At 61.9% G+C, this 20624-nt stretch carries 21 protein-coding genes and 2 pseudogenes; 10 read left to right on the top strand and 13 right to left on the bottom strand.

The genetic code is table 11. The features are described 5' to 3' along the window. A pseudogene (locus D3227_RS00005) lies at positions 1-421 on the top strand (hypothetical protein); the annotation flags it as partial. A gap of 42 nt (positions 422-463) precedes the next feature. Here D3227_RS00005 and D3227_RS00010 read toward each other — a convergent pair. Next, positions 464-841 (bottom strand): DUF7678 domain-containing protein, encoded by a 378-nt coding sequence (locus tag D3227_RS00010; RefSeq protein ID WP_120011664.1) that lies wholly within the window; start codon positions 839-841, stop codon positions 464-466. A 232-nt stretch (positions 842-1073) separates the two neighbouring features. Between D3227_RS00010 and D3227_RS00015 the strand changes: the two genes are divergently transcribed. The 3 genes from D3227_RS00015 (at position 1074) to D3227_RS00030 (ending at position 5222) form a co-directional block, all read left to right on the top strand. Further along, positions 1074-2261, top strand: a complete 1188-nt coding sequence (locus tag D3227_RS00015; protein WP_208646326.1) for an HNH endonuclease signature motif containing protein — start codon at positions 1074-1076, stop codon at positions 2259-2261. Between the two features lie 216 nt (positions 2262-2477). Beyond that, the gene (locus tag D3227_RS00020; RefSeq protein ID WP_120011666.1) at positions 2478-2786 is read left to right on the top strand and encodes a hypothetical protein; all 309 of its coding nucleotides are present in this window, start codon (positions 2478-2480) and stop codon (positions 2784-2786) included. A 285-nt stretch (positions 2787-3071) separates the two neighbouring features. Next, entirely contained in the window at positions 3072-5222 is a 2151-nt protein-coding gene (locus tag D3227_RS00030; RefSeq protein WP_245451601.1) for an adenylate/guanylate cyclase domain-containing protein, read from the top strand. Here D3227_RS00030 and D3227_RS42535 read toward each other — a convergent pair. The 3 genes from D3227_RS42535 to D3227_RS00045 all read right to left on the bottom strand — a co-directional run bounded on the left by D3227_RS42535 (position 5219) and on the right by D3227_RS00045 (position 10310). Further along, entirely contained in the window at positions 5219-5953 is a 735-nt protein-coding gene (locus tag D3227_RS42535; RefSeq protein ID WP_245451602.1) for a YHS domain-containing (seleno)protein, read from the bottom strand. The two genes, D3227_RS00030 and D3227_RS42535, sit on opposite strands and share 4 nt — an antisense overlap. A gap of 335 nt (positions 5954-6288) precedes the next feature. Continuing rightward, entirely contained in the window at positions 6289-8034 is a 1746-nt protein-coding gene (locus D3227_RS00040; protein WP_120011669.1) for an adenylate/guanylate cyclase domain-containing protein, read from the bottom strand. A gap of 749 nt (positions 8035-8783) precedes the next feature. Continuing rightward, complete coding sequence (locus D3227_RS00045; RefSeq protein ID WP_208646327.1) at positions 8784-10310, bottom strand: winged helix-turn-helix domain-containing tetratricopeptide repeat protein; 1527 nt, start codon at positions 10308-10310, stop codon at positions 8784-8786. A 246-nt stretch (positions 10311-10556) separates the two neighbouring features. Here D3227_RS00045 and D3227_RS00050 point away from each other — a divergent pair, with 246 nt between their 5' ends. After that, complete coding sequence (locus D3227_RS00050) at positions 10557-10910, top strand: hypothetical protein (protein WP_120011671.1); 354 nt, start codon at positions 10557-10559, stop codon at positions 10908-10910. Between the two features lie 511 nt (positions 10911-11421). Here the strand turns inward: D3227_RS00050 and D3227_RS00055 are convergent. Together D3227_RS00055 and D3227_RS00060 are read right to left on the bottom strand one after the other, a co-directional pair. Further along, positions 11422-12066 carry a hypothetical protein gene (locus D3227_RS00055; protein WP_120011672.1) on the bottom strand — a complete coding sequence of 215 codons (645 nt, stop codon included), beginning with the start codon at positions 12064-12066 and terminating at the stop codon, positions 11422-11424. Positions 12067-12554: 488 nt separating this feature from the next. Continuing rightward, a complete protein-coding gene (locus D3227_RS00060; RefSeq protein ID WP_120011673.1) occupies positions 12555-12902 on the bottom strand; it encodes a hypothetical protein in 348 nt (115 codons plus the stop codon). A 66-nt stretch (positions 12903-12968) separates the two neighbouring features. Here D3227_RS00060 and D3227_RS00065 point away from each other — a divergent pair, with 66 nt between their 5' ends. After that, the gene (locus D3227_RS00065) at positions 12969-13229 is read left to right on the top strand and encodes a hypothetical protein (protein ID WP_208646328.1); all 261 of its coding nucleotides are present in this window, start codon (positions 12969-12971) and stop codon (positions 13227-13229) included. Positions 13230-13422: 193 nt separating this feature from the next. Here D3227_RS00065 and D3227_RS44235 read toward each other — a convergent pair whose 3' ends face one another. The 3 genes from D3227_RS44235 to D3227_RS00075 all read right to left on the bottom strand — a co-directional run bounded on the left by D3227_RS44235 (position 13423) and on the right by D3227_RS00075 (position 15468). Next, positions 13423-13716 (bottom strand): DUF7678 domain-containing protein, encoded by a 294-nt coding sequence (locus D3227_RS44235; RefSeq protein ID WP_425374475.1) that lies wholly within the window; start codon positions 13714-13716, stop codon positions 13423-13425. Between the two features lie 184 nt (positions 13717-13900). Further along, positions 13901-15214, bottom strand: a complete 1314-nt coding sequence (locus tag D3227_RS00070) for a type II toxin-antitoxin system HipA family toxin (RefSeq protein WP_120011675.1) — start codon at positions 15212-15214, stop codon at positions 13901-13903. Continuing rightward, positions 15214-15468 carry a helix-turn-helix domain-containing protein gene (locus D3227_RS00075; protein WP_120011676.1) on the bottom strand — a complete coding sequence of 85 codons (255 nt, stop codon included), beginning with the start codon at positions 15466-15468 and terminating at the stop codon, positions 15214-15216. The genes D3227_RS00070 and D3227_RS00075 overlap by 1 nt, the downstream gene beginning before the upstream one ends. Positions 15469-15774: 306 nt before the next feature. Here D3227_RS00075 and D3227_RS00080 point away from each other — a divergent pair. From D3227_RS00080 to D3227_RS00090, 3 genes and pseudogenes are all read left to right on the top strand, one after another. Next, positions 15775-16053: pseudogene (locus D3227_RS00080) on the top strand (NUDIX hydrolase); the annotation flags it as partial. Positions 16054-16073: 20 nt separating this feature from the next. Beyond that, positions 16074-17057, top strand: coding sequence for an SPFH domain-containing protein (locus D3227_RS00085; RefSeq protein WP_120011677.1), 984 nt, complete (start codon positions 16074-16076; stop codon positions 17055-17057). Positions 17058-17099: 42 nt separating this feature from the next. Then, the gene (locus tag D3227_RS00090; protein ID WP_120011678.1) at positions 17100-17966 is read left to right on the top strand and encodes a diacylglycerol kinase catalytic domain-containing protein; all 867 of its coding nucleotides are present in this window, start codon (positions 17100-17102) and stop codon (positions 17964-17966) included. 186 nt (positions 17967-18152) lie between these two features. Here D3227_RS00090 and D3227_RS00095 read toward each other — a convergent pair whose 3' ends face one another. The 4 genes from D3227_RS00095 to D3227_RS00110 form a co-directional block, all read right to left on the bottom strand. Then, the gene (locus tag D3227_RS00095) at positions 18153-18497 is read right to left on the bottom strand and encodes a hypothetical protein (RefSeq protein ID WP_245451603.1); all 345 of its coding nucleotides are present in this window, start codon (positions 18495-18497) and stop codon (positions 18153-18155) included. 98 nt (positions 18498-18595) lie between these two features. Beyond that, positions 18596-18820, bottom strand: a complete 225-nt coding sequence (locus D3227_RS00100) for a type II toxin-antitoxin system prevent-host-death family antitoxin (protein ID WP_120011679.1) — start codon at positions 18818-18820, stop codon at positions 18596-18598. Between the two features lie 12 nt (positions 18821-18832). Further along, on the bottom strand, positions 18833-19723 hold the full coding sequence (locus D3227_RS00105; protein WP_120011680.1) for a sigma-70 family RNA polymerase sigma factor: 891 nt from the start codon (positions 19721-19723) through the stop codon (positions 18833-18835). Positions 19724-19773: 50 nt separating this feature from the next. After that, positions 19774-20094: a hypothetical protein gene (locus D3227_RS00110; RefSeq protein ID WP_245451604.1), complete on the bottom strand. Its 321-nt coding sequence runs from the start codon at positions 20092-20094 to the stop codon at positions 19774-19776. 147 nt (positions 20095-20241) lie between these two features. Here D3227_RS00110 and D3227_RS00115 point away from each other — a divergent pair, with 147 nt between their 5' ends. After that, positions 20242-20607 carry a VOC family protein gene (locus D3227_RS00115; protein WP_120012145.1) on the top strand — a complete coding sequence of 122 codons (366 nt, stop codon included), beginning with the start codon at positions 20242-20244 and terminating at the stop codon, positions 20605-20607. The last annotated feature ends 17 nt before the right edge of the window (positions 20608-20624 follow it).

The following is a 20624-nucleotide window of genomic DNA, read 5'->3' on the forward strand; positions in this document are numbered from 1 at the left end:
GTCGGTTCCGCCGGGTCGTGAGAACCTCCAATGTAGTGTCCATGGAGAAACTCCTTGTCGCTCGTCCATGGAAACTCGATCACAGATCAGGCGACAGCGGGCAATGTGGGGGCAGAACACCGGTTACGTAGATGTTCCGGCCCGCCAGCGATTGACGCGCAGTTTCCGTGCAAGGGAGTTCATGCCGCCCGACGCGATGGCGATGGCGTTTGACAGGGAGCTGGTGATAGCTACTGACGGCTTTTGGGCCGAACTCAATTCCGGCGATCAAGCCCTGTTCCTCAACGGCAGCGAAGTCCTGATGGAGGCCAAAGGAGATGACAGAAGCATTCTCCGCCTGCGGCCTCTGGAAAGTGCCAGAAACGGTGATGTCCAATCTGTGAGAGAGACTGACAATCTCTATGCAAGAATAATCGCATGAACGTCGGAGCCTTGGCGCAGAAAGTTGGACCGGCCAGCGGTGTTAGCGTTCGCGACCGTCAGAATCGCTCCTCGTGCGGGACCCCGAACGGCTTATCCTAATTTCCTGCTTTTCTTCCTGCGGGAAGCAATCACGCCAATGCCCGATGTTCCGGTCGCTGAAACTCTCTTTAATTTCATTGACCACCTCAGCAGCGTGAGAGTCTACAGATGCGTATCTGAGCATTCCATTCTCATAGCGCGCTATAGGCGCGTCGAAGCTGTTGTCACCCCACTTGGTGATATTCAGGTACTGGATGCGGCCGCCGTCAAGCCCTTGTTCCGAAGGCTCCCGGGATACTTGCGCGATCCAGGCATAGGCGGTGTCTGGGCCGGAGAACCCTTCGATGAAGGCCGTATCGTTGCCTTTGCCTTCTGACAATTGTCTTCTCCTGATCTGCACGTTGTCTCAAGGCAAATCTAGAGAGCGCCTAGCGCCTTTTTCCTCGCTTGATCCTCGCGGGGGGCACGATTTTCGCTTGTATGAGCGTGGTTGACACCTATCCAGAGGAAAGGCAGACTTTTCCCGTGCATGTGAGCATAAGGCTGCGCCTGGCACCTTCGAATACCTGCGGCCACTAAGAATCCAGCACCAGTATGTACTGGCAAGGCTGATGAGTCCCACAACCTACATACGGCGGCGTGCCATGCACGACACGGGTGCGTTTGCGCGGATGCCGGCACTGGATTTGACTGCCGAGCAGCCGCCGCTTGCTGACATTCTTTCTATTTTCGAGAAGGTCCTTGAAGTCGCTTTCAAGGACGAAATCTTCCTTGTGCGAGATAACGGCGCGGTGTCCCGATGCGTGCGCCCGAACGCCCGGCGCAGACTGCTGGACGAAGTCTGGACGTTCGGGACCTTCAACCGGCATTCCGGCTACTTCGAGATCGCCGGGCATGTCGTGCATAGGATCGTCGCGAGGGCCTTTCACGGGCCGGGGCCATCACCAGATCATGTCGTCGATCACATCGACACGAACAGGCTGAACAACCGCCCCGAAAACCTGCGCTGGGTTACACGGCTGGAAAACATCCTTCTCAATCCTATCACCCGCGCGCGCATCATTATCGCCTATGGCTCGCTCGAAGCGTTCTTTGAGAATCCGGGTGCGTCCTTCGTTCCGAAGTGGGAGTGGATGAAGGTCGTCACGAAGGAGGAGGCGCAGGAGTGCCGCAAGCGGCTGCTAGCCTGGGCCGAGACCGGACAGGTTGGGACCGGCGGGGCGCTCGGCGATTGGCTCTATGAGCCCGGTAGAATATCCACGCCGCCGGAGCCGGAAAACTTCGATGTTTCGGCGTTGAGCGCCATTCAGCGCGAGGCCTTCGAAGTGCCGACATTCACGTCAGGCGTTATGGGCGCTGCACCTCGGCGTCAGGGCTATGTTCGGGTCATGGCTCCCGAGCCGAAACTTCTCGATACGCCCTCGCTGACGGCGCAGGCTGTTCAGCGGAAATGGAGGACACCGACAGAGTTTCCAAACTGTCCCGGGGCGGTATCGCCGGGGGCTCTTCAGGACTATTTGGCGCGCCTTGTGCCGGGCGCGGTTTTCGGACGCAACCAGTATGGCGAGAACACGGTCTTGGAGGCGGCAATCGGACCTGACGGCGCGCTGTCAGTCGTGTGCAGCACTCCTTCCGGGATCAAGGGCTGGAGCCGTGCGCGCGTGTTTTTGGAGGGTGAGATGATCTGCCATGAGTCAGGCGGCATGTTCTTCTCATTGGAAGGCGCGATGAAGGCTCACTGCCTTGCGATCGGCGCGCCGACGGATGGGTATGAGGATTCGATCGACGACTATTGTTAGGTAGTGTGGCGCACCCTGGCGGGCCGGGCTCTAGGCGCACGCCGCGAGCCGCTCTGCGTCTCGGCCCGGTGGGTGACGATCCCTTGCGCAAGAAGAGGCTCTGGAACACACCACCAAAGCAGGCTTCTCGTCTGTATCGCCGTCGCCCGCATCGGGTGAGGCGACGGGCGGCTCCAGACGAAGCAGCTAGAGTTAAGCGCGAAGGCGCAAACGGGCATGGCGATTAAGACGATCGATGAAATCACACGAGAATACCTTGATGAAGCGGCGCAGGCCGCGCTTGCCAAATTCCGGGACGCGGTAAGGCCAATCTATGGTGTGACCGACAAGGGCACTCCCGATCAAATCGGGACAGCATTGCTTCTTGAGCTTCCGGAAGGACGATTCCTGCTGACCGCTGCCCATGTGATCGACGCTAACAGCGAAACGTCTCTCTACCTGGGAGCCGACCAGTTCAAGCTCTTGCAGTTTGAGGCGCTTGTGACCACCGCGCCTGACGGGCAAGCGTGCAAGGGACCATGCTGATTTTGCCATCGCACCGGTCGATGCCGATCTGTTGGCAGCCCTGTCAGTTGCAAAATTTATCACGGAGGCGGACATCAGCCGGTCGGTGGCTTCGACCGAAGGCCGGACCTACACCTGCCTTGGTTATCCCAACTCGAAAAACAGAGTGAAGCCGCACAAGGGTCCCAGAGTGACGCCCATGCTTCTGCCCTACACAAGCACCGGGAAGCCTGCCGCCCAACTGTCGAAAATCGCTAAGGACGAGTTTCACATCCTGGTCGATTACAGTGCCAAGTACGTCCGGTTTTGATCGATATCGTTGTAGACCGCACGTCCCCGTTCGACTTTTTCAACGCTATCGATCCATTCCAGACCTTCCGGTGCATGCACAGCAAAGGGCCTTGCGGCGATACAATGCGTCCGACTTCTGCTACGGTGCATTCCTCGGGCATAAGTGGTCTTAAAAAACGCCGTCGTGGATCGCGAGCTTACTGCCATTCTTGCTGCCGATGTGGTGGGCTACTCCGCGCTGGGAGAGTCGGATTGTCAATCGAGCATGTTGAGCGGCGACTTACGGCCATTCTAGCGGCCGACATCGCCGGCTACAGCCGGCTGATGGGCAACGACGAGGAAGGTACGCTCGCTCAGCTGAAAGCGCATCGGGGTGCTCTGGTCGACCGAAAGATCAACGAACACCGCGGGCGGATTGTCAAGACCACCGGCGATGGGATGCTGGTCGAGTTCGCGAGTGTGGTCGAGGCCGTGCGCTGCGCCGTCGAGATCCAGCGCGGCATGGCGGAACGCAATGTCGCGGCGCCGGCAGGACAACGCATCGAGTTCCGCGTCGGCATCAATGTCGGCGACATCATCATCGAGGGTGATGACATTTTTGGGGATGGCGTCAACGTGGCGGCTCGCTTGGAGGGGCTCGCGGAGCCTGGCGGCATCTGCGTCTCGGCCCGCGTGCAGGAAGACGCGCAAGGCAAGCTCGACATTGCCTTTGAGGATATCGGCGAACAGAAGCTCAAGAACATCGCTCGGCCGGTGCGCGCCTTTCGCGTGCGGCTCGACGCCACAGCCGCTCCGGCGCTCGCCGGCTGGCGCCGCGGATTGTTCGCCGCTCTGGCTCTGATGATTTTGCTTATTGTAGGCGCTCTGTGGACCGGTCTTGGCTTTGAGTGGAAATTTCTCAGCAGTCTGCGCTCTGGCGATCAATTCACAAAAAGTGCTGAAGTTGGCACGAAACCCGCAATCGCCATTCTCCCGTTCCTGAACCACAGCGACGATTCGGCTCGTGAGCATTTCGCGGATGGATTGACGCAGGATATCATCAACGCACTGGGTCGGTTCTCCGGGCTGACCGTGATGTCGTGGAACGCTGTCTTCCCTTACAAAGGAACGCCCGCAAGCCCGGAGGAGATCGGCCGCGGTCTCGCCGTCACCTATCTGGTTGAAGGCAGCGTTCGCCAGACCGGCGACCGTGTGCGGGTCATCGCGCAACTCGTCGACACAAGGCAGGGACGAGTGCTTTGGTCTGCACGCTTCGAGGAGGTGCTGGCGGACGTGTTTGCGCTGCAGGACAACATTGTCAGTCACATTGTCAGAGTCCTGGCGATTCGCGTGACGCAGATCGAACAAAATCGGGTGTTCGCAAAGCCAACCGAAAATCTCGCAGCCTATGATTACGTGCTGCGCGCCAGGCCGGCATTGCAGCGCCCGACGCACGCAAACAATGTGGAGGCGCGCGCCCTGCTCAAACGCGCCATCGATCTTGACCCGAACTACGCTGCTGCCTATGCGGCACTTGCCGAAACCTATCATCTTGCCAGCTCGATGGGCTGGGCGGAATCGCCAACCGCCTTCCTGAGCCGTGCCGAGGAACTGGCAATCAAGGCGCTGAGACTTGATGATTCCGAAGTGCGCGCGCGCATCACTCTCGGCCACATCCACCTCTTTCGTCAGAGATACAACGAGGCAGAGGCGGAGATCGAGCGCGCCATTGCGATCAATCCAAACGATGCCCACGGCCTCGCCGGGCGCGGCACCATCCTGTTGTGGCTGGGACAGACGGATGCGGCGATCGAGGCCTTGGAGCAGGCGCAGCGTATCGACCCCGATCTCAATGCGATCGATCGCTTTGCGCTGAGCCTGGCCTACTATCTGAAACGGCGTTACGACGCGGCGATCGAACAGGCGGAACTTAGTCTTCGAACAACCGCCGGCGCGAACTTCAGCCGTATCCTGTTGGCGGCCGCCTATGCACAACACAACCGAGCGGAGGACGCTGCGCGTGTCGTGACGATGATACGCCGCATCGACCCAACCTTCGACCCGCAGGAGTTCGGAACCAAGTTTCTAAACTCCGGCGATCTCGAACATCTGCGCGACGGATTCCGCAAGGCCCGCCTCTACCCCGTCACAGGCGACCTGCGACCGGCCGAGAGAATGAACCGCTAATGTCCTTCAAGTAGCGCGCGGTTCTGGTTGGCCTTCGCGATGTTCGCAGCAAGGTCCTGCTGGAAGAGCGCGGGTCCCATCGGGGCCGGTTTGCCGAAAATATAAAGCTTGCCGTCGCTGATCAGCCAGTTCTCCGGGTTGGCCTCGTCGACCTCGCCCAGGGCCAGCGCCATTGCACAAAAATTTCCGAACTGCGGCGCGTAGCGAACAGGATCGGCCTTGAAAAGCTCGCGATGCTCGGCGCTCGCGAAGAGGTAGCGGTGCTCGTCCCATTCGTACTCGATCTCCGGCAGCCCGCGCGTGGGGCTTCCGGTGGTGAAATAGGCGACCGGGTCATAACCCTTGATCGCCAGCGGAACCGCTTCCGTGGCAAAAGAGGGCATCGAGCTCGCAGACAGGGCGGCTGCGACCGCCATAACGAGGTGAATGGCATTTCGCCGAGAGACATTGTGCATGGCGAACTCCCTGATTTGCCCTTCTCGGGCCGCTACCAGCCCCGCGGCAAACGAAGCCGTCTGCGTCATTCCGTTCGGGCACTGATTATCGCTCTTGTAGCGCTCGGCCGCAACACGTTTCGGGGATTTTCGGAGTTCGAGTGTGGTGAGGCCGGCGCCCATTGCAGGGGTGCCGGGCTCCATTCTTCGTCTGCTTATGGCGCGCAAGGCGAACCTTCCATTCCGAGCGACGATTTCAGAAATCAATAGGCGCGGCAATGACATAGTGGTGCCCATATTCATCTCGTCCGGCGCGCCAAATTTCCGCCATTCCAGAACAAAACTGGGTACTGGGGGCCGGCTTTCCGACTCCAAGCAGAAACTCGCCCGTCCTCAGCTGAACTTGCGACAGTGACCCGAAGGCGACATTTGTCTGGACCGTCGATCTCGTCAGGGTGGAAACCGGAACCTTCGACGCGAACCCAACAGAGAGCTCGCCGGCTGTTCACAGCTGCTCTACGCGCTCAGTCCTCGGACAAGCCGGCCAGAGAACTATCCTTCCAGAAGCGACGCGGGATCAAGGGACGTCGCCTGGCCGGACGTGACGCGCGGCATCTTTGCAAACGCGACGATCACTCCGGCACGCCGGCAATACCCAGCGCCTCGACGTAGCGCTCGGCGAACACCTTGTCCCGCCACGGGTTGATCTGCCTCTGCAGGCCGAGCGTGTAGGTCGGGAACGCCTCCATCAGCCGCCGCGCCGCCGCCTGCGCTTCGTCCGGCTGATTGAGTTTGACCAGCGCCATGATCACCACCCGGTGCGAGGAGCCGTAATTCGGCATCTCGCGCAGCGCTCGTTCTCCCCAAGCCAGCGCTTCCTCGTAGCGTTCGAGCATCAGGTAGCTCATCCCGATGCCGGAGAGCGCGATGCCCTTCTCGGGGTCGACCGGGCTCAGCCGCATTGCCCTGTGGAAGTGCTCGATCGCGACGAGGGAGTGGCCGGAATGGGCGTTCACCCAGCCGCTGCCCGTATAGCCCTGCGCCGAATTGGGGTTGAGGAGCAGGGACCGTTCGATCGTGTCCAGCGCCGTCTCGTAATCCTTGGCGCTGTAAGCGATCACCTGCGCGGCGAAACGCAAGCTTGTCGGGTCGTCTCGCGCGTCCGCCAGCACCTCGCGGGCCATGCGCACGGCGACGCGGATATCGTCGGGCTCGTGCCAGCACTGACTCACGGACAGGCTGCGGATATAGGCACCGAGTGCCTTCGCCAGGGTGAAGCCTGGGTCGATGCTGAGCGCCTCGTTGGTGAGCCGGCGCACGTCGGCGAAGCCTTCGCGCGTCATGCTGTAGAAGCGCGGCAGCGCACGAAGGTAGAGGTCGTAGGCACCGATGTAGTCGGTCGGCTTCATGCGCGCTTGCTTGATTTCCTCCAGCCGGATGCTCGGCTCGACCGCACCGACGACGCTCTCGGTCACCTTGTCCTGCAGGTCGAAGATATCGCTCACGTCGCCCTCGAAGCGGTCGGTCCAGACATGGTGCCCACTGATCGCGTCCACCAGCTGCCCGCTGATACGCACCCGCGATCCTGCTCTGCGGATGCTACCTTCGAGCACGTAGCGGACGCCCAGCTCGCGCCCGACCTGGCGCAGGTCCACCGACCGGCCCTTGTAGGTGAAGGACGAGTTGCGGGCGATCACGAAGAAGGAGTTCACCCGGCTCAATCCCGTGATGATGTCCTCCACCAGTCCGTCGGCGAAGTATTCCTGGTCGGGGTCGCCGCTCATGTTGGTGAAAGGCAGAACCGCGATCGAGGGTTTCGCGGGCAGGGGAGGCGGTGCAGCCACCGAGGCGCTGGCGTCGGTCTCGACGCGATAGGCGCGCACAGGCCGCTCGATATTCTTGAGGCGCAGGTCGCCGAGCGGCGTGAAGCCACCGTCGAGCTTGCCCTGAAGGTGGTCGTAGGCGGTGCCCGAGACGACCACGGCCCCGGGATCGGCGATGCTTTCGAGGCGGGCGGCGATGTTGACACCGTCGCCGTAGAGGTCGCCGTCCTCCTCGCAGACCACGTCGCCGAGATTGACGCCGATGCGGAAGCGAATCCGCTCTTCCTCGGGCGTCTCCGCCTCGTGTTCTGCCAAAGCCTGCTGGATCGCCATCGCCGAGGTCACCGCGTTGACGACGCTCGCGAACTCGCACAGCATGCCGTCGCCGGCGAGCTTGACGATCCGGCCCTGATGCTCGGAGACCAGCGGTTCGAGGAGGTTCTTGCGGTATGTCTTGAGCCGCTCGAGCGTGCCGCGCTCGTCGCGCTCCATCAGGCGCGAATAGCCGACCACGTCGCAAGCCAGGATCGCCGCGAGGCGGCGCTGCGCGGTCATTGCACCGCCCGGCCAGGCGCGTGCACGCGGGCTGCCTCGCGCCCATGCCCCGCCAACTTCCAGACGCCCAACGTGCATGGCATCCACCTCTCCCAGCCGCCGCCCGTCGCCGATTCAGAACGGAGAACGCAGCTTGACCTTGCCTTCACGAGATTTCGCTATCCCGCTTGCGAGGCGTGGAGCGATCCAGTCGTCGCGCTAACAGCCAACCGGCGACACGCCCACGCAGCCTCTGGGGACGCTGACACGCCACTCCCAGAAGGCCGGAGATAATTGCTGCCGTTGGTAACCGGTTGACGCCACCGTGGCGGTGCTTTTGTCACCGCGATGTAACAGCGAGATGCCCTACGAACGCGCGCATCGGGCATCACACCAGACGTTCGCGCTTAGAGGTTCTGAGGTCGGAAAGTGGCGCTCCTTGCCCCTTGAGATTGACGAAGGAAATGGCAAGTTTCCATCCAAAGCGGACCGCTGCTACAGAAATTAGATAGCGCAAACAATGACATATGAGTGCCCAGTTTCATCCTGTCGGGCGCGCCATTTGTAATGCACATCCCAAAATCGTGTGGCGCGACGTCCGGTTCTGACCCCGTTCCAGAAGTTCGGGTGCGAGCGCACTATGGCGCAAGCCGGGCTGCATTGCCGACTTTCCCGCACCCAACATCGAGGGCAGCCAGCGCTCGTAACAGATAGGCTTCAACGGTTTTTTGCGGCCAATTGGCTTCTGCCGGGCCGCAGACGGTCAGCCGTCACTCCGGCAGCCCAGCGAACCGCATGTGTTCGAGCCATCGGTCGAGGGCTCCGGGGGCGAGGTAGGTCTTCTCCCACTGCTTGCGTTGTTTGCTGATGGAGTCGCCGGGCGAGTCCTGGAGGAAAACCGCAAGCGCTTTCTTTGCCTCCGGCTGGTTTCCCAGGCAGGCGTGGATCCCGGCAAGCATTCGGTGTGCGCCGCTCGGGATTCTGGACATTTTCCGCATCGCCGTCAGCGCAGCCCCGCAATCGTTCTTTTCGTAGAGCGCCCAGCCCATCTGCCAGTTGAACCAGTCAGGGTAGAAAGGATCGATGCCCTTGGCCTGCTCGATCCGACCGATCGCTTCGTCGGTGCGGCCAACATCGAGCAGCACGCCCGCACTGTGGACGAGGATATTCGGGTCGCTGGGGTTCAGGGCTATCGCCACGTCGAACCGTGCAAGGGCCAGCTCCATCTCGCCGGCTTCGCTATGGATTTGGGCGCGGATATGATGCGAGTCGGCATCGTACGGACCGAGCAGGATTGCCTTGTCAGCGTACTCGGCGGCGCGCTTCAACGCCTCGTCGGGGTTATTTTCCTGCTTGTGCCAGAATACCGCGTCATTGCGATAGGTCCAGGCCATCCCGATATAGCCGAATTGGGAGTTCGGATCCGCTTCGATGGCCTTGAGGCTGAACTGCTGCAGCAACTCGTTCCCCGCGGCTGAGAAGTCCTCGACGATCTCGGCCCTCCCCATCAGGTAATAGCTGAGCGCGCTGACCTGCGCGGCGTCGCTCTTTGGCAGGGGGCGCTCGATGCTCGACCCGACCCGATCCGCAAGCGTGCGGATGATCTCCTCCTGGACGACGAAAAAATCGCCAATCTCCCGGTTGTAGGTGTTGGCCCAGACATGCGATCCGTCATGCGCATTCAGCAACTGGGCGGTCACTTTCAGCCGGCCTCCGATCTTCTGCTGACTGCCCTCGAGCAGGTAGTCGACGCCGAGTTCATCTCCGATCTGCCTGATGTCGATCGGCTGGTCGCGGTACCTGAAGCTCGAGTTCCGCGCGATCACGGCATAAGTCTTGCTCCGCGCAAGCTCGGTGATGATCCCCTCAGCGACGGCATCACTGAGATATCCCTTGTCCGCGCCGGCACTCATGTCGTCGAAGGCAAGGATCGCAATCCTCGGCATGTCGCTCGAACGAACCGGAGTGGCTCGCCATATTTGTGCGCCGTAATATGTGCCGATCGCTGCCGCAACGAGAACGATTGCAGCCAGAATGAAGCCGCGTCGCGAGAAACGCGTCTTGGCACGTTCCGTGCCGGCTGCGGCGTTTGGGTCCGCTGCGTCCGATGGATCGGCATTCAGCCGGTAGCCTCGCTTGGGGAGGGTTTCCACGATCACGTGCTCGTGGTCCCCCAAAGCGCGGCGAATATCGGCAATACATTGCGTGAGGCTGTCGTCGGTCACGAAGGTATCGGGCCAAACCGCCTGCATCAGCGCGTCCTTGGACACGATCTCGCCCGGTCGCGCCGCGAGCACGGATGAGCACCTCGGCAGACTGGCTGCGAAGGTCAACCGCTTTACCTTCGACTGGTTGAAGCTGTTTGTGGTTCGTCAGAAAGACAAAACCGCCGAACGTGATCGTTTCAGCAGATTTCGGCTCAATTTCAGGAGCCGTTCGGGACATTTCACCCTCCCGGCGCGCTTCCTAACTCTAGCCAATTCGGCCTTCGCGCCTTCGCTTCCAAGCGATCCCGGCAGCACCGGATTGGAAAGGAGGATAACATGAAACGCACCAAGCTCATCATCGCTCTCGCTCTTCTTTTGGCAGCGCAAACGGCTGCGGAAGCGGATTCCCGCATCGCGAAACTCTGCGGCTCGGACCATGTCAACGAGGCCGCCTCAAGGGACGATGCCCGTCCAAACCCCGGCGGTTTCTATGTTACCAGCCTCAGGGAGCAGGTCAGTGAGGGTGACCCTCGCATCATCCTGAGCACCAGCGACGATTTCTATCTCTGCACCCGACCGGCCGCGACCCCCGATATGGACACGACGAAGGCGCTGTTGCTGATGAAAGAACGCGTCGTGAAGTATCTCTTTGTGCCGGTCATTCGGCGGGACACCCGCGAACCGTCCTAAACTGCTGCCCAACCCGCGATCCGGGACACGTTGCATCGAGAGGAGGACTCACCCAAGGGCGGCTACGGCTTCGCGCCAACTCCGCCGTTGGGCCGCTTGCGCCGAACGGCAGCTCATGGCGGATATTGTTGAAAAAGTCCGCCGCACCGCAATGTCGCCACCGATAATAGAATCCCTTTCCACCCCAGCGTATTGCATGGAATCAGGATTCAATTTTGGGTCTTTGCGGAAACACCATTCTACGCAAATGCCATTTGCAGCCGCGACCCGGACTTTTTCAACGGTATCGGCGCAAAGCCGACCTTGCCTCCGAGGAGATCTCAAAAATCAATGGGCGCAGCAATGACATAGCGGTGCCCAGTTTCATCCTGACCGGTGCGCCATTCCATCCAATTGAAATTGCTTGCTTTTTAGACTCTCCAACGTTGGTCGCGGTAGGCTCCCCTCGCGAGACTCGCCAAACTTCGGAATGATAGGGAGGCTGCCAAGTGCTCGAAACGGCCTTGTGCAGTCAGCTTGGCTCTGCCTGCCCACCGATCCGACCAATATCCTCCAGGACCGAGCGGATTTGCGGCCAAGGAAACTCGGCATCGTCCTTCGACGGCTGCCCTTCCCTGAGTATGGCATCAAGCTTCGCTGCGACACCGGCAAGGGAGATAGCTGGCGTTTCTGACAATACCCCAAGCAAAGTCTCCGCCCGACCAGCTGCCTCGCTTTCAGCACGCAATGTGGCAGAATAGCCAATCGCCCGGTCATAGGCATCCCAGCGCGCCTTATGAGTCGCCAAATCGGCCTCGGCCTTCGCACCTCCCTCCGTCTCCATAGATCCGACGCCGAGCACATCGCGAAGCGCCTCGGGTGAACGCAGCGTAGCGGGCCCATCATCGGACAACTGGATCATCACATTGGGAAAGCCGACTTCTTCTGCGAGCTTGCGCTCCAAACGCTGCTGCTCGCGGCTCAACCGATCGGTCTCTTCATGAGCAGCTTGCCATTCGCGCCACACTGCGACGGCAGGATCGGCTGATTGGTCTCTTTCTAGATCGTTACTGGCAACGGCTCCTGGCTGCGATCCAGCGATTGGAGCCGGTGTTGCGCGAAATAGTCCCCCGCGGGTGACGGAAGGCAAAGTCGTGCTATTGTCGGAATCAGCCATGATCCGAGCTCCAAACAGCTTGGGTTGTGGTCAGGCCGAGCGACGTGTTCGAGCACGTCGTTCGGCTGCAAAGCGCGAACCACAAGTTACGTACATACCGTACATTACGGACACGCCCATTGTCAAATACGCCTGATCCTGTTGACACCAAAACTGAGCGCTTCGAATTGCGACTCTCGAGTGACTTGCTTGCTCGCGTTGACGAATGGCGTCGCAATTAGCCCGATCTTCCCACTAGATCAGAAGCTTTCCGCCGACTGGTGGAGACTGGCCTAGGCTCTAAATAGCTGGCGGCCCAGCGCAATCCTTGTGGCTTAGCAGTCAATAAAGGCGTGCTGTTCGCTTGATTTTTATCGAATGATCTGTCGCAGCCACTCCGCATACCCACTTAAATCGTCTGGCATCCGCCCTACTTCTGCCAGGGTGCTACCGGCCGAGAGCTGACAGACGGCTTTTCGACATCAGAAAGCGGCAGCTGGAGTTTCAAGTCATTGTGGGTCGGTGAGGAAGGGCATGATATCCACGCCGTCTCCCGGGAAGACGGTGAAATGCGGGTGGTTCTCAAACAGGCGGGCGGCAGCCTCGATGGTATCGGCCTCGATGACAATGTAGCCGCAGAAAGGGTTCACGGCGTCGGCGATGCCGTCTTTTGTAACGCGCGTCGTTCTGCCGACCATACCGCCGCGATCAGGGAAGAATGCGGCGTTTCTCTCCTCCCAGTCCACCCACTGCTGCAAGCCGACGGTATCAATCGCATCTTGCTCGGGCTTGGGCAGGCTGCGAAAGCGGGCAAGGTCTTCGGGCTTCATCGTGTAGACGGCAAGAAAGCGGGGCATACGGCGAACTTCGGGCTGGCGGAAGCCTTGTCAGGCTACACTCCTGTGCGGCCGAAGTCACTGCGCATGACCACCCTCCAGGTGCCCGTTTGCGTCAGTTCGGACGTCTGCTCCGTGCCGGAGCGGCCTCCAAGGGCGGCAATGAACAATGGCGAAGAATGGATCGACGAGGCCATCGAACGGCAGTCGCTTCCCTTGCTCGGGCGCGTCGACATCGCACTCCGACTAATTGCGGCAAGAGGCAGCACCGAGGCGGCGCATTGGGCGGATGCAATTCGCAAGACGAGGGTACAGCCTGCGTTCAAGGGGTTCCCGCAGCTTCACTAGAGGTTTTCGCAAAGAGGCTCGGGAACACGCCACCAAAGCAGCCCGGCAGCCTGTTCGCTGTCGCGCCGTCGCCCGCCTCTTGTGAGGCGACGGACGGCTCCAGGCGAAGCAGGCTGAATTGCAGCGGTGCGCAGCAGCGCCCATTGCAAGAAGGCGGCCGCCGGCGGCCGGCAGCTAACGCTCCCGGCCGGTGTCATCGGCATTGCAGCTGCGGCCGGCGGCGGCCATTGCAGGTGCACCCGGATCGTGTCGGGGTTTTGGGTCTATTCACGCTCCTGGAATGAGCTTTTGATGATCTCGACTGCGCGCTTGTCGTCTTGTGTCTGGGGCGGGTTGTCCAGTCGCGATCGTAAGAGGCGACTTCGTGGCCGCCGTGGTAGAGGCTGAGCTTTGAAATCTGGCCGCCGTCCAGCCCATACCTGCTTCCGACGTCAAAGACTTTGGCGGTGAAGCTGTAGGCGGGGTTTTCGTTGACTGAGCCGCTCACCCAGAGATCATTTCTAACATCGCCTTGGTGATGGTGATGCGGTCGGTATCCACAATCGGTCCGCTTTCCATGGCGGTGACTCCTTCCTGGTCTGCTGGAGGAGTCTCGCGTTGTTTTCGGCCGCTATTCCTCGGGGAATCCGCGTGGGGGGTAGTTTCGAACGTCTCCGACGCCGCGCAGGCCGTCAGGCCTTCACATCAGCGAGGAGGCGGGCCCTGTCGGCAATCGCGGTCATGACCGATTGGACGAGCGGTTCCGGGAAGCCTTTGGGGAGTTTGTCGATGACCGCCGCGGCCCCGCGTTCCGCGCTGGCCGCCAGATCATCGCACAGCGATAACATCGCCGGTTTGCCGACGCCGGCAAGATCGGCCGTCTGCAGGAAGTGGCGCGGCACAATCTCGTGCAGCGAGTAGTGGTTGCTCTTGCCAACGGACATTGCGAGCTTGAATTTCTTGCGGGGGATTTGGTCGGTATCGAGGCTCGGCTGCGCGCTCAGCACGTCATAGAGCGGCGTCATGCGGTAGCCGCCGCCTGGTGACAGAAAGATGCTGAAGTTTTTGGCGTGCCCGTCTGTCGCGCCCAGTAGCCAGAAAATGATGCTGGCCCTCATGAATGTCAGGATGTCGGCGTCGGGCGTGTCGCTGCCTTTGAGCAGGTTGATGATGTCGCGCATGCCGGGGCCGCCCTCCGACTGGTATTTTCTGGTCGGCGGTACGGACAGGGCCTGGCAGCAATCCTCCTGCGGCTGGCGCAGCAGGCGGCCGTCTCTTGTCCAGAGACGGTCAAAGCGCTCGACAACCAGCGTGCGCCGCTCCCCGAAATCAGCGATCTCCACAGAGGCGACCGGAACGCCCATGCCTTCCAGCAGCTTCAGGCACAGATATTCGTTCTCGACGCTGGTCGACAGGTCGATACCGTTCGGCAGGCGGCCGATCTGCGGCTTCAAGATGTGGGTGGTTGCCGTCGTGCCGATCGGCTTGAACCATTGGCCGTCGTTTCGCAGCAGCGCTGTTTTCTCCTGGGCGCCAGCAATCGAGATGCGGAAATCTTCGTCTTCGCCCATACCGAGCGGAGCGGAGGCGAGGTTGTTGATGATGTCGCCGATCTCGGCGCCGGTGACCGGCTTACCGTTGACGTCACCGGCGGTGCCGGGATCGGCGCCGTCGGGCAGGAACTGCAGCGCGCCGACGCAGTCATGGCCGAGCGCGGTCAGCATGCTGTAGGCATCGGTCCCGGCCGCGCCTACCCTTTCGGCGACGCGCTTGCGGATGTCGCTGCTGTCGGGGAGCAGGTTGTCGAAGACATTGATGACCGGCTCGCCGATATAGCGGTCCTCCCGCAGCGGCAGCGACAAAGATACAGGGAAGGTGCCGCGGAATGACAGCCAGTCGTCTGCGTATTTGAAATCGACCGCGCCGGTGGACTCGCGCCGCAGCACGCCGACAAGGCGGCCGTTCAGGAAGACGTTGAGGGGCGCATGGGCGCGCGGTCGTCCCATCAGAACAGGTCCTCAATGTCGGCGGCGCTGCCCTTCGTGCGGGAGCGAATGACGAGTTCGAGGTCGAGCGCCGAGAGCGCAGCCATCAGCGTCCGCAGCTGGATCGCGGGCTCTCCGGCTTCAAGGCGGGAGACGGTCCCCTGGCGCAGGTGAATGCGATCACCCAGTCCGCCTTGGGTAAGGCCTGACCGTTTGCGGGCGCGGCGCACAATGGCGCCGAGTTGTTTTTCTGTGCGGGCGATCTGATCGGTCATGGAAGCCTCCAATGACCAATATACGCGAAGCCGTATAAATTGTCAATATACGCGTAGCCGTATAATATGGCTTTAATCGCGATCGCGTATAAAATGTAAATATACGTGAATCCGTATAAAGTCAGTGGCTCCATCCAGCTGGCGCTGCCGGCATAGAACGCGCTGACTCTGGTTTCTGGATCGGTTTGCGAGTTGGCGACCGGTCCCTTCGTCCGCCGCAAGCCGGCCCTGCTGCCGGCCGCGATCCAAGTGCCTTGGTCCGGCGAGGCCGGCGGTCCGGTAGGTCTGCTGTCGCCGGAAACCGGGGCGCTGACGCTCGCCTTTGACCACGCCGATATCCTGGCGATGGCGGTGCTGCGGCTGCGCGGCAAGCTCGACTACTCGGATGTCGGCTTCGCGTTCCTGCCCGAGCTCTTCACGCTGCGCCAGTTGCAGGATGTGCACGAGGCCATTCTCGGCACGTCGCTCAACAAGCCGGCCTTCCGCCGCGGTCAGCTCGACAAGGGCTGGCTTACTGCCACGGGCGCCCATGAGGCGGGCACGGCCTATCGCCCGGCGGAGCTTTATCGTTTTCAACGTCCGTAACCGACTGAGGGAGAACCATCATGGCCACCATCCGCAACTTTGGTTTCATCGCCCAGCTTCGCAGCGAGGCAAGCAGCCACGTCATTCGCTATCGCAATGGTAAGGTGATGCAGAGCGGCCGGGGCCTGGTCTTCTGGTTCGCGCCTGAGACCGCCAGCATTGCCGAAGTGCCGATGGACGACCGCGAGATGACGCTGTTCGTCAAGGGCCGCAGCCAGGACTTCCAGACCGTCACCGTGCAGGGCACGGTCGGCTGGCACGTCGTCGATCCGAAACGGCTGGCCGAACGCGTCGATTTCAGCATCGACCTGAGAACCGGCAGAACGCATGGCGAGCCGATCGAGACGATACAGGCGCGTATTGCCGGCATCGCCAATCAGGCCGTGCAGCAATATCTGGGGCAGGCGCCGGTGCGGGGCCTGCTCGATGCCGGCCCCGCGCCCTTGCGCGAGCGGCTGCAGGCGGTGGTTGCCGCCGATCCGGCGCTGACGGATATCGGCGTCGCCGCCGTCACGGTACGGCTCACCAACCTCATTCCGACGAGCGAGCTCGATCGCGCCTTGCAGACGCCGACCTTCGAGGCGCTGCAGCAGAAGGCCGACCAGGCGACCTTCGAGCGGCGGGCGCTCGCCGTCGAGAAGGAGCGCGCCATTGCCGAGAACGAACTGGCCACCAGGACGGAACTGGCGCGGCGCGAGAAGCTCTTGATCGCCGAAGAGGCTGAGAATGCCCGCAACCGCGCCGCCGGCGTGGCGGAAGCGCAGCAGGTGGAGACAGCGGCCGAGGCCGAGCGTATCCGCACGGTGGAAGGCGCCAGGGCCGAAGCGGAGCGGCAGCGCATCGCGATCTATCGCGACCTGCCGCCGGCCATCCTGCTCGGCCTCGCCGCCCAGCAGCTCGCCGGCAAGCTGGACAGGATAGAGCATCTCAATGTAACGCCGGACCTGCTCGCCACCGTTCTTGGCGAATTCCGCAAGGGCCCGGCACTCGTCGATGCCCGCTGAAAGGGGCGAAAATGACGGTGAAGCGTCCCCGCGCCCGTCTTCGTGACGCGTGAGACCGACTACGAGCTTCTGGTCGCGCGCCACGCCACGCGCGATCAGGCTCGCTTCTTCCTGCAGACGCGCGGCCAGCGCATCGAGGATATCGAGGCCCGCCACCACGCCTTCCACGCGGTGCTGGCGGCGGCTCGGGGCTCGGTGCCCGCGGACTGGCGGCAGGCTTTGGTCCGACGTGCCGACCTCGACCGGTTTCTCTTCGCCTCTGACGACGTCGTGGTGCCGGTGGGGCAGGATGGGCTGGTTGCCAATGTCGCCAAATATCTCGATGGGCAGCCGGTCCTTGGCGTCAATCCGGCACCGGATCTCTATGACGGGGTCCTGGTGCGAATCGGCGTCGGCAGGCTGGCCAGGCTGCTGGCCGCCAGCATCGCGGGGGATGCAGGCATGGAATCGCGAACGATGGTCGAGGCTGAACTCGACGGCGGCGAAACGCTTCTCGCACTCAATGAAATTTTCGTCGGCCATCGCAGCCACCAGTCGGCCCGTTACCGCATCGAGGCCGAAGGCGAAGCGGAGGATCATTCCTCTAGCGGTCTCATCGTCGCCTCCGGCACCGGCGCGACCGGTTGGGCCCGCTCGATCATGGACGCAACGCATCTCGATCTGGAGCTTGGCCGTGAGGAGCACGCGGTCGGCTTCTGGGTGCGCGAGCCCTTTCCAAGCGTGGCCACGGCCACAAGGCTGCGCGCCGGAAAGGTCACCGAAAGGCCTCTTCTGATCACCTCCCGGATGAATGAAGGCGGCGTGATTTTCGCCGATGGCATCGAGCAGGACTTCATTGCCTTTGACTGGGGCAGGCGTGTGCGACTTTTGCCAGCCGCCCGAGTGCTGCGTCTTGTCGTCGGCCAGTGAGCAGTTCGACATAGCGGCGCAAAGCCCCTCTCGTCGTCGGTACCAAGCCTCGGCGCGACCATTTCTTCCGGCGCGCCGCCAGCGAGAGGGTCGGCGCCTATCACAGGCCGGAATGCCTCACCATTTCCAGCCTCCCGCCTCAATGCACGTCACGGCATCCCAGAGTATCCGACGTGCTCTCGGTCTCTACCTGTATGATACTGATCGGCACCACACCTTGCGGTCGCCGCTATCGCCTGGGAACGCTTTGCGCAACGCTTGCGCGGATTGCCGCGGCGGCCTCGGCGGCAATCCGCGACATGAATTTGCGCGAAAACTGGCCCAGAGGCTTGGCGTCTTCGAGCGCCATGACGTTGCGAGATCATCGGTGTTGAACTCGTCGACGATAACCCAGGCCGGAGTGTAGAGCTTTGCTCGGCGGGCTTCGGTCTCCGGAATCTCCACGCAGCGCGCACCAGAAAGTGGCGGCTGGCTGGTGATGGGAAAGAGCAGGGTCTTCCGGCGATCGTTCTTGCCCACGACAATCAGCATCACGCAGGTCGGCCGAGCCTTGCGCCCGCTTTCCTCGCCCCGCTCATATTCCCGTGCCCACAAATAGGAATAGAAGAATGACCTGGCCGTGGTCGGGCTCAGTCATCCAAGTCATCGTCTCGCGCGACGGCGTCGAGGCCGGCGAGGAGTTCTTCACGATCCTTGGCCGACAGATCCTCGACACGGTGCGCCCGCTGGGGGCTGCGACCGGTAAGGCGGTCGAATTGTTCGGCTGTCAGAAGCACGAATTTGCGTTTGCCGCGCTTGGTGATGTCGACAGGACCGCGGAACGCGGCCTCCAATTGCGAGCCTGTGTTTTCCACCCGGCACTTCGGTCAGTCCTCAACGAAACGGATGTCCGCATCGGCGATGCAATAGGGCGCGTAGCGGAAATCGCGGATCGCGATGACTTGCTCGTCCAGCCACTCGACCAGCATGAAGCCGCGCACCGCGCCGTCAGGCGACTGCGGGTCGCGGATCAGGATCGCCGGCTGACCTTCGACAAAGCCCAGCGACAGTGCCCAGTCGCTGGCGCGGTCGTAATTGCCGAAATAGGTCGAGGCCTGCGCCTTGCCGCTGAGGCGAGCGCGGTTGACGACCTCGAGCTGGATATCCTCGGCGATCAGCGCCCTGACCGCATCGAAGTCGCGCGCGTTGAACAGGTCGACATAGCGGCGCAGGCGGCGCTCGTCGTCGCCATCGAGTCTCGGCAGGGCTGTCTCTTCCGGCGCCGAAGCCAGGGCTTTCAACTCGCCCCGGCCGCGATGCAACGTCGCCTTGGTGGCAGCCAGCGTCGCGCCCGTCACCTCGCAGGTCTCGGCAAGGCTGAGGCCCAGCACATCGACGAGGATCACGGCGCTGCGCTGCGCCACCGAAAGCTGCATGAAGCTGCGCAGGCTGGCAGCAGCGGCGAGCCGCGCATCGGCACTCTCGGACGGATCCTCGATCTTGGTCATGTCGGCCTCGGTCATACGCGACCGCTCCCGCTGGCGCCGGCGCAGATGATCCTGCGCCGCATTGTGGGCGATGCGAAACAGCCATTGCTCGGGACGTTCGACCAAGACGTTGCCGTCGAGCGCCTGCAGCGCTTTCAGCATCGTCTCCTGCACGATGTCCTCACCGTCGATCACCGAGCCGGCCATGCGGGCGCAGTAGCGATGCAGTTTCGGGCGCAGACCAGCAAGCATCGTCTCCAGCGCCGCGCGGTCGAGTTTTGGTGAGCTCATGGTCCTCGTTCTCCGCGTAGCTGGTCCAGACGCCATACCGGCACCCGTGGTCAGGCTGGCATGACCTCATCGGCATCCGTCAGCATACGATAGTTGCCGACGATTTTTGCCGTCGATCTGGTGAGTGGCCCGGAGCGCCGCGCTGCGTGATCGGCGCTGAACGCCTTGAAGGCGTCGAGCCCGGTAAGAGCGGAACTGTCCTTGTCCTGGCCGACGAGATGGACGAATTCGCCAGTCTCCAGCTCCAGCACCAGATAGCGCACGGATTGCGGCTTCGTTTCGGTGAGCGCCTCGAACACCTTTGCCACCAGCGCCCGGTTGTCGGCGATGCTGGCGTCCTTCACGCCGTAGCGGATGAGATTGTAGCCCATTGTTGTCTCCTGATTGGTGGGTCTGCACGAGAAAGACGTTGCGTATCGCCAAAAAGATTCTTGGCATCCTGCAAATCTTTTCGATCGTCTCCGTCGTCTTTCATCCGTCGAGGCCGCGCCGCGGTCTCTGTGATGAGGAGAGACATCATGCATATCCAGTTTGCCGAACTTCCCGTGTTCGACCAGGACCGCGCAAAGGCCTTCTACACCGATCAACTTGCCTGCCAGCTCATAGCCGACGAGCCGATGGGCGACAGTGGCTGGCGTTGGATCGAGCTGGCATTTCCCCATGCGGTCACCAACCTGCATTTCGTCAGGCGGGCCGACGCAGCGCCAAGCGCGGAGCCGGTGCTGGTGCTGGTCGACGAAAATGTCGAGGCAACGACCGCGGCCCTGAAGGCGCGGGGCGTCGAGATTGTCACCGAGCCGCAGGAAGCACCCTGGCAGCCAGGCCGCACCGTCGCCGAATTCCGCGACAGCGAAGGCAACCGCATGGTCCTCGCCAGCAGATAGGCAAAACCGTCGCTGCC

The organism is Mesorhizobium waimense, from assembly GCF_003601975.1.
In the GTDB taxonomy this organism is placed as follows: Bacteria; Pseudomonadota; Alphaproteobacteria; order Rhizobiales; family Rhizobiaceae; genus Mesorhizobium; species Mesorhizobium waimense.